At 70.5% G+C, this 8,326-nt stretch carries 6 protein-coding genes; 3 read left to right on the forward strand and 3 right to left on the reverse strand.

Annotated elements, in window-relative coordinates:
* Positions 1-338: 338 nt before the first annotated feature.
* Positions 339-893: a MarR family winged helix-turn-helix transcriptional regulator gene (locus TN53_RS39715; RefSeq protein ID WP_046263725.1), complete on the reverse strand. Its 555-nt coding sequence runs from the start codon at positions 891-893 to the stop codon at positions 339-341.
* A 153-nt stretch (positions 894-1,046) separates the two neighbouring features.
* Between TN53_RS39715 and TN53_RS39720 the strand changes: the two genes are divergently transcribed.
* A complete protein-coding gene (locus TN53_RS39720) occupies positions 1,047-2,303 on the forward strand; it encodes an MFS transporter (protein ID WP_199924732.1) in 1,257 nt (418 codons plus the stop codon).
* A 25-nt stretch (positions 2,304-2,328) separates the two neighbouring features.
* Here the strand turns inward: TN53_RS39720 and TN53_RS39725 are convergent, their stop codons facing one another.
* Positions 2,329-3,969, reverse strand: coding sequence for an ATP-binding SpoIIE family protein phosphatase (locus TN53_RS39725; RefSeq protein WP_046263727.1), 1,641 nt, complete (start codon positions 3,967-3,969; stop codon positions 2,329-2,331).
* A 172-nt stretch (positions 3,970-4,141) separates the two neighbouring features.
* A complete protein-coding gene (locus TN53_RS39730) occupies positions 4,142-5,521 on the reverse strand; it encodes an NAD(P)/FAD-dependent oxidoreductase (protein WP_046263728.1) in 1,380 nt (459 codons plus the stop codon).
* Between the two features lie 377 nt (positions 5,522-5,898).
* Here TN53_RS39730 and TN53_RS39735 point away from each other — a divergent pair, with 377 nt between their 5' ends.
* On the forward strand, positions 5,899-6,660 hold the full coding sequence (locus tag TN53_RS39735) for a TetR/AcrR family transcriptional regulator (protein ID WP_046263729.1): 762 nt from the start codon (positions 5,899-5,901) through the stop codon (positions 6,658-6,660).
* Between the two features lie 280 nt (positions 6,661-6,940).
* Positions 6,941-8,326 (forward strand): sigma-70 family RNA polymerase sigma factor (locus tag TN53_RS39740; RefSeq protein ID WP_046263730.1); only part of this gene is annotated, 1,386 nt, incomplete at its 3' end.

Genomic DNA, 8,326 nt, shown 5'->3' on the forward strand with positions numbered 1-8,326 from the left:
CGCGTTTCCCTTTCCGGCGGTTCCGACTCTACCAGATCCTTTCGGGCCTGACTCCCAGTCAGAGGGGCTTGCCTTCCCGGCTGTTGGGCCGTTCCGACGTCTCAAACCTTAGCGGATCCTCTCGGCAGTTCCTAATCGAGCTGCCGAACCCAAATCGAATTGAATTCGGGCACGCCGAATTCTATCCCGTTGGGAGATCGTGCTGATGGTTTGTGTGCCGCTGATGCGGCGGGAGGCGCTGTCGAAGAACCGTTACGGCTCTGCGGCAACCCGAAGAACTCTACGGATTGCGGAGGAGGCTGTCAACCAAGCCTGTCAAGATCTTTTCGGGTGACGCGTCAGTCCAGGTCACTGAGCCGACCGCCGGCGTCCGGCTGGGCGTGCTCCACCCGACGGAGGAGACGGGTGAGGACGTCGCCGAGGCTGGTCCGCTCCTCCGGGGAGAGGTCCTGAAGGAGATCCTCCTCGAAGACCGTAGCGAGCCGCATGGCCTCCAGCCACTTCTCGCGCCCCTCGTCCGTCAGCTCCACGATCACGCGGACACGGTTGGACTCGTCCCGCTCCCTGGTGACCAGCCCCTCGGCGACCATCCGGTCGATGCGGTGGGTCATCGCGGCCGGCGTCAGGCCGAGGCCCTTGGCGAGGTCGCTGGGGCCCATTTGGTAGGGGGCGCCTGAGAGAACGAGGGCCTTGAGGACCTCCCACTCCGCGCTGCTGATGCCGAGGGCGGAGGTCTGACGGCCGTAGGCGACGTTCATACGGCGGTTCAGCCGGGACAGCGCCGAGACGATCTGCTCGACCTGGGGGTCGAGGTCCTGGAACTCGCGCTGGTAGGCGGCGATCTGCTCTTCGAGGGTCGGCTCACTGCCGATGCTGCCGGGGGTGTCACCCATGGGCGGAAGTATCGCACGGGGCTGCTTGGTGTTGAAGTTCTTCTGGGTGTACTGTTTAGGTTCTAACTTTAGCTTTGAAGTCTTCGGTTCTAAGTACTGAGGGACTCCAACTACCTGATTGAGGTGACCGTGACCAGGGCGATGGGCGCAGCGATGCGCCGGATTCACGTGGGTAACGCACTCAGCGCGTTCGGGCTCGGCTTCACCGTCCCCTACCTGTACGTCTATGTGGCGCAGGTGCGGGGACTGGGAGCCATGACGGCGGGGCTCGTCCTCGCCGTCTTCGCCGTGGCCGCGCTGATCGTGCTGCCGTTCGCCGGCCGGGCGATCGTGCGGCGGGGCCCGCTTCCGGTGTTGCTCACCGCCTTGGTCACCGCCGCGATCGGTGCGCTGAGCCTGGGACTCGCGAGCAACGCGACCACCGTGCTGCTGTCGGCGGCCGCGCTCGGCGCCGGGCAGGCCGTGATGCAGCCGGCGCTCGCCACGATGATCGTGGACTGCTCCACCTCCGAGACCCGCTCCCGTGCCTTCGCGATGCAGTTCTTCCTGCAGAACCTCGGGCTGGGCGTCGGCGGTCTCATCGGCGGTCACCTCGTCGACACGACGAGCGCCTCCTCCTTCACCCTCCTCTTCGCGATCGAGTCGGCGATGTTCCTGCTGCTGGCCGTGGTGATGGCGACCGTACGGATACCGCACTCGCCGCAGATCGGGGACGCTCCCGCCGGTTCGACGAAGGGCAGCTGGAAGCAGCTCCTGGGGAACCGGGCCATGGTGCAGCTGTGCGTCCTGGGCTTCGTGCTGTTCTTCGCTTGTTACGGCCAGTTCGAGTCGGGCCTGGCCGCGTACGGCGTCGAGGCCGCCGGGATCTCCACCTCCGCACTGGGGTCGGCGCTGGCCGCCAACACCGCGATGATCGTCATCGCGCAGTTCGCCGTACTGAAGTTCGTCGAGCGGCGTCGGCGCTCCAGGGTGATCGCCGCGGTCGGCGTCATCTGGGCCGTCGCGTGGATCACCGCCGGTTACGCCGGTCTCGGCCACACCAGCCAGGCCATGGCCACGGCCGCGTTCGTCTCGACGTACGCCCTCTTCGGTCTGGGCGAGGCGATGCTGTCCCCGACCGTCGCTCCCCTGGTCGCCGATCTCGCCCCCAGCGGGATGGCCGGCCAGTACAACTCGGCCTTCGCCCTGGTCAAGCAGCTCGCTCTGGCGGTGGGCCCGGCGGTGGGCGGTCCGATGGGCGCCTCGTTGCACGCGCCATACATCGTGATGTTCCTGGTGTTCTCGGTGGGCATCACGTTCCTGGGCCTGAGGCTCGGACGGCAGCTCACCGCGGTACAGGACCACCCGTGGCGAGCAAGGAGCCGAGTGGTGGCGAAGGGTGGAGCGACGGTGGAGTCCGTCGCCGCGTAAGCGGGGCGCCCCTTCAGGGGCGCCCCTACCCCTTGGGCAGCACGAACTCGCACCAGACCGCCTTCCCGCCCCCCGGCGTCCGACGCGACCCCCAGTTCGAGGCGATCGTCGCCACGATGGCGATGCCCCGACCGGACTCGTCACCGGGCTCGGCTCGCCGCCGCCGGGGCAGGTGATCGTCCCCGTCAGTCACCTCGATGATCAACCGTCGGTCCGTCCGGCGCAGCCGCAACCGCATCGGGGGCGTTCCGTGCTGAAGCGAGTTGGCGACCAGCTCACTCGCCGCCAGCACCCCCAGGTCATGCAGCTCCGCCGGGAACCGCCAACTGGTCAGCACGCCGGAGGCGAACGCACGGGCGCGTGGGGCCGCCTCGATGCCGCCCAGGAGTTCCAGCGCGGCATTGCGGAAGAGGTCGCTGTCGGGGCCCGTGCGGGCGGGGTGCTGGAGGACCAGGACCGCCACGTCGTCGTCGTGGTCGGCGGTGACGCCGGCCGAGCGGACGAGGCGGTCGCAGACGACCTGGGGTGTCCCGGTCGCGCCGGACAGGGCGCGCTCCAGGGAGGCGATGCCCTCGTCCAGGTCTTCGTCACGACGTTCGACGAGACCGTCCGTGTAGAGGACGGCCGTGGAGCCGGGGCCGAGCGGGATCGAACCCGACGCGTGCATCCATCCGCCGGTGCCGAGCGGGGGGCCCGTCGGTTCGTCGGCGCGCAGCACCGCCCCGCTCTCGTCGCGGACGAGGATCGGGAGGTGGCCGGCGCTGGCGTACACCAGTCGGCCTTCGTTGGGGTCATGGATGGCGTACACGCACGTGGCGATCTGGTTGGCGTCGATCTCCGCGGCCAGGCCGTCGAGGAGTTGGAGGATCTCGTGCGGGGGGAGGTCGAGGCGGGCGTACGCCCTGACGGCCGTACGCAATTGGCCCATGACCGCTGCCGCGCGGACTCCCCTGCCCATCACGTCGCCGATGACCAAGGCCGTGCGGCCGCCGCCGAGGGTGATGACGTCGTACCAGTCGCCGCCGACCGCGGCCTCGGTGCCGCCTGGCTGGTAGGTGGCGGCGATGCGGAGGTCGTCGGGTTCCTCCAGGACCTGGGGGAGCAAGGAGCGCTGGAGGGTCACGGCCGTCTCGCGCTGGCGGCGTTCGCTGGCTCTGAGGCGTTCCGCGGCTTCGGCGTGGTCGGTGACGTCCGTCGCGAAGACCAGGACGCCTCCGGTGTCGCCCTCCGTCACCGGGGTGCAGGTGAAGGTGTAGGAGTGGCCGTCGGGGGCCTTGCGGGACTTGACCGTGCGCGGCTTGCCGCTGCGCAGGACCTGGTCGAGGAGGGGGAGGAGGCCGATCTCGTCGAGCTCCGGGAGGGCTTCGCGGGCGGGTGCGCCGGGGTTTCGTACGCCGAAGGCCGTCACATAGGCGTCGTTGACGTAGGCGAGGCGGTGGTCGGTGCCGTGGACGAGGGCGACGAGCGCCGGGACGCGGTCGAGTACCTCGCGCACGGGGAGTTCGTCGACGCCGGGCACGGGCGGTGCTTCGTCGGTGAGTTGTTCGGCGCGGGCAGCGGGTACGGCGCCCTCCCCGAGTCGGTCGGGGGTGACCGGGTGGTCGGTCCGCGCTGCGGCGCGGCGCTGTGTTCCGGGGAGCCGGGCGCTCCAGCGCGTGAAGTTCACGAATCCTTGCCTCGTGTCGTCGTCTTCGGCCGGCTCCGGACCCGGCCTGGGGTCCTCTGGGTGCGGAGAGCGGGCGTCCACCCGTCCTGGGTCGGGGATCAGTGTGGCAGTGTGGCCGACCGGGTCGACATCCGTCAGACGCCTACCTTGCCGATGGAGTTCCTGGGTCCGGTCAGGACGACCCCTTCGGGTCGTTCGTGGGGTCCTGAGGAGGCTTTCCACCGGCCGCGAGTTCGAACTCCGCTCGGGGATGTTCGAGGGAACCCAGCGAGACGATCTCCCTTTTGAAGAGCCCGGACAGCGTCCATTCGGCCAGGACGCGGGCCTTGCGGTTGAAGGTGGGCACCCTGCTGAGGTGGTAGACGCGGTGCATGAACCAGGCAGGGTAGCCCTTCAGCTTGCGTCCATAGACGTGTGCGACACCTTTGTGGAGGCCCAGGGAGGCCACCGAGCCGACGTATTTGTGGGAGTACGTCTCCAGCTCCTCGCCCCGTAGCGCGTGCGCGATGTTGTCGCCGAGGACCTTGGCCTGGCGTACCGCGTGCTGGGCGTTGGGGGCGGTCTCCCTGCCGGGTTCGGCGACCGTCACATCGGGGACGGCGGCGGCGTCCCCGGCCGCCCACGCGTGCGTGGCGCCCTCGACGGTGAGCTGGGGGGTGCATTTCAGCCGACCTCGGTCCGTGAGCGGGAGGTCGCTGGCGGCGAGGATCGGGTGGGGTTTGACGCCGGCGGTCCACACGACCGTACGGGTCGGGAAGCGGGCGCCGTCGCTGAGGACGGCCACGCGGTCGGCGCAGGATTCGAGGCGGGTGTTCAGGCGTACGTCGATGTTGCGGCGGCGCAGTTCGGTGACGGTGTAGCGGCCCATCTCCTCGCCGACCTCGGGGAGGATGCGTTCGGAGGCCTCCACGAGGATCCACTTCATGTCCTCGGGCTGGACGTTGTGGTAGTACCGCGCGGTGTAGCGGGCCATGTCCTCGAGTTCGCCGAGCGCCTCCACGCCCGCGTAGCCGCCGCCGACGAAGACGAAGGTGAGGGCCGCGTCGCGGATCGCGGGGTCGCGGGTGGAGGAGGCGATGTCCATCTGCTCGATGACGTGGTTGCGCAGGCCGATGGCCTCCTCGACGGTCTTGAAGCCGATGGCGTGGTCGGCGAGGCCGGGGATGGGCAGGGTGCGGGAGATCGAGCCGGGGGCGAGGACGAGTTCGTCGTACGTCAGCTGCCGGGCGCCCGTTCCTTCTTCCTCGGTGGCGAGGGTGGTGACGGTCGCGGTGCGTTTGGCGTGGTCGATGGCGGTGGCCTCGCCGATGACGACATGGCACTGGTCCAGGACGCGGCGCAGGGGGACGACCACATGCCGGGGGGAGATGGAGCCGGCGGCCGCTTCGGGAAGGAAGGGCTGATAGGTCATGTACGGGTCGGGGGTGACGACCGTGATCTCGACGTCGCCGCGCCTCAGTTCCTCTTTCAGCCTCCGCTGAAGACGCAGGGCCGTGTACATCCCGACGTAGCCGCCACCGACAACGAGAATGCGCGCGCGTTCCTTCACCACCCCATGACGCACCCGACGCTTGAGTTTGTCCACAGCCCCGGCAATTTGTGTGACCGCGCGTTTCGCGCGAGCGGGGTTGGCCGAATCGGCGGCGTACGGGGAAGGTTTGCAGGTCAGCGAGTGTGCGCCGGGGGTCCTGAGGGGGTGCAATCGGGACGTATGCGACCCGTACTCCGATCGGGGGGCGCTCCGTGCGGAACCTGCCCCTTCTGAATTGACCCCCTCTCAACTATGTTCGTGTGTCGACGGGGTGTAGGGGGATGCACTCATCGGATCCGCGACGGGCGGTCCGTGAAGCGGTTTGTTCCCCATAGCGCTCCGGCTTTCAGTGGCGGGGAAAGTCTCCGGGGGGAGACGTCATTACCGGGGGATCGCTTATGCATGTTCAGGACTCTCATTGGTCTTCCGCGTCTGCCATCGGACCCGGTGGCGGGGCGATGAGCGCGGCGGTGGGGAACGGACGCGACGCTTCGCGTTCGACGCCGCTGCGCGTGGACGCACAGCGCAATCTGGAGCACGTACTGCGTGCGGCGCGCGAGGTCTTCGGCGAGCTGGGGTACGGCGCGCCGATGGAGGACGTGGCGCGACGCGCGCGGGTCGGTGTCGGCACGGTGTACCGGCGCTTCCCGAGCAAGGACGTCCTGGTGCGCCGGATAGCCGAGGAGGAGACCTCCCGGCTGACGGACCAGGCGCGTACGGCGCTCGGTCAGGAGGACGAGCCGTGGTCGGCGCTGTCGCGCTTCCTGCGGACGTCGGTGGCCTCGGGTGCCGGGCGGCTGCTGCCGCCGCAGGTGCTGCGGGTCGGGGTGGCCGACGAGCAGGACGACGGTGTCGGGTACGACGAGGCGCGGGTGCCGCAGCAGCGGACGCAGCCGGGCTCGGGTGAGCTGCGGCTGGTGCCGGAGGCCCCGGGGAACTCGGTCGAGGACGACTCCGGGGCGGCGGCGCTGCTCGACGTGGTGGGCCAGCTCGTGGAGCGGGCGCGGACGGCGGGCGAGCTGCGGGCCGATGTGTCGGTGTCGGACGTGCTGCTGGTGATCGCGACGGCGGCGCCCTCGCTGCCGGATGCGGCGCAGCAGGCGGCGGCCTCGGCGCGGCTGCTGGACATCCTGCTGGAGGGTCTGCGGTCGCGGCCGTAGTAAAGGCCGCTTGACGCGGTGCCTCGATCAGGTGACGACGAGGTGTGGGTGCTGCGCCGCCCGCGCCTCGTTCGTATGCCCGGATTTCCCGGCATGTCCCCAACTCCCGCTCAGCACACGAGAGTTGAGCCTTCCCCGGATGGGTGACGGCTAGTACTGCGGTGCGGCAAAACCCCACGGACGAGTGGAAGCCCCGCACAGCCGGGTTCTGACCAAAAGCCAATATGGCACGCTGACCCGGTGTTCGTGACTGGTGGGCAGGCGGCGGGGGCTTTCCGCGATGGGCGTTGACGGGCGGGACGAGTCACAGGGCGAGGGGGACGCGGAGGCCGGCGGCCTGGCGTCGCCCCAGGTGCCGAGCCAGGGGGGCCGGGCGGGCCGCCACCCGGTCGGCGGTGACCCGATGGAGGGCAGCGTCCCGACCCAGCGCGACCGCCGCGAGGACAGCGTCCTGCCGCCGCCGATCGAGCTGCCGCCCGGTGACGCCGACCTGATCGGCCGGATGCGCTCGGGCGACGACACCGCCTACGAGGCGCTGTACCGGCGCCACGCGGACGCGGTCCGCCGGTACGCCCGCACCTGCTGTCGCGACGCCCACACCGCGGACGACCTGACCGCCGAGGTCTTCGCCCGCATGCTCCAGGCGGTGCGCGGCGGCTCCGGCCCCGAGCACGCCGTACGCGCGTATCTTCTGACGACGGTCCGGCGCGTCGCCGCGAACTGGACGAAGTCAGCCAAGCGGGAGCAACTCGTCGACGACTTCGCGGTGTTCGCCGCGCAGTCCGCGCGCGCGACCGACGTATCCGACGACGACACATTGGACCTGGGGGCCGATGTGCGCGCCATGCACGAGGCCGAGCAGTCCATGGCCATGCAGGCCTTCCGGTCGCTGCCCGAGCGCTGGCAGGCCGTGCTGTGGCACACCGAGGTCGAGGACGAGTCGCCGAGCGACGTCGCCACGCTCTTCGGGCTCGACGCCAACGGCACGCGCGTGCTCGCCAGCCGCGCCCGCGAGGGCCTCAAGCAGGCCTATCTCCAGGCCCACGTCAGCGCCGCCCTCGCCGACGACGAGGAGTGCGCCCGCTATGCCGACCAGCTCGGCACCTACGCCCGCGGCCGGCTGCGCACCCGTGCCGAACGCGGGTTGCGCAAGCATCTGGAGGAGTGCGCCAAGTGCCGCCTCGCGGCCAGCCAGATCGCCGAGGTCGCGAGCAGCATCCCCGCCGTCGTGCCGGTCGCGGTCATCGGCTGGTTCGGTGCCGCCGGGTACGCCAAGGTCGCCGCGCTCATCGCCGGTGGCACGGGAGCGGGCGCGGCGGGTGTCGCGGGCGCGGCGGCGGCCAGTGGCGGTTCGTCGGGCGGCGCGGGTGCGGGTGGCGGTGCGGCGGCCTCGGAGGGCGTGGGCATGCCGGTGAAGGTCGGTATCGCGGCCGGTGCGCTGGTCGCGGCGGGTGTCGTGGTGGCGCTCGCCCTGTCCGGCAACGACAAACCGGCCGACGACAAGCCCGCGGCCCAGCCCCCCGCGACCACGCCGGTGGTCAAGCCCGCCGAGAACGCCCCCAAGCCGCCGCAGAAGGAGCCCGCGCCCGCGCCGCCGGTCATCGCACCCGAGCCGACGCCGACGCCCACCCCCACACCGGCCCCCAAGCCCAGCCCGACCCCCACC

The sequence above is a fragment of the Streptomyces sp. WM6386 genome (assembly GCF_000972385.1).
GTDB lineage: Bacteria > Actinomycetota > Actinomycetes > Streptomycetales > Streptomycetaceae > Streptomyces.

Excerpts from the sequence above, each read along its gene's own strand:
- TN53_RS39715 (WP_046263725.1), bottom strand. The coding sequence starts at position 893 with ATGGGTGACACCCCCGGCAGCATCGGCAGTGAGCCGACCCTCGAAGAG.
- TN53_RS39720 (WP_199924732.1), top strand. The coding sequence starts at position 1,047 with ATGCGCCGGATTCACGTGGGTAACGCACTCAGCGCGTTCGGGCTCGGC.
- TN53_RS39735 (WP_046263729.1), top strand. The coding sequence starts at position 5,899 with ATGCATGTTCAGGACTCTCATTGGTCTTCCGCGTCTGCCATCGGACCC.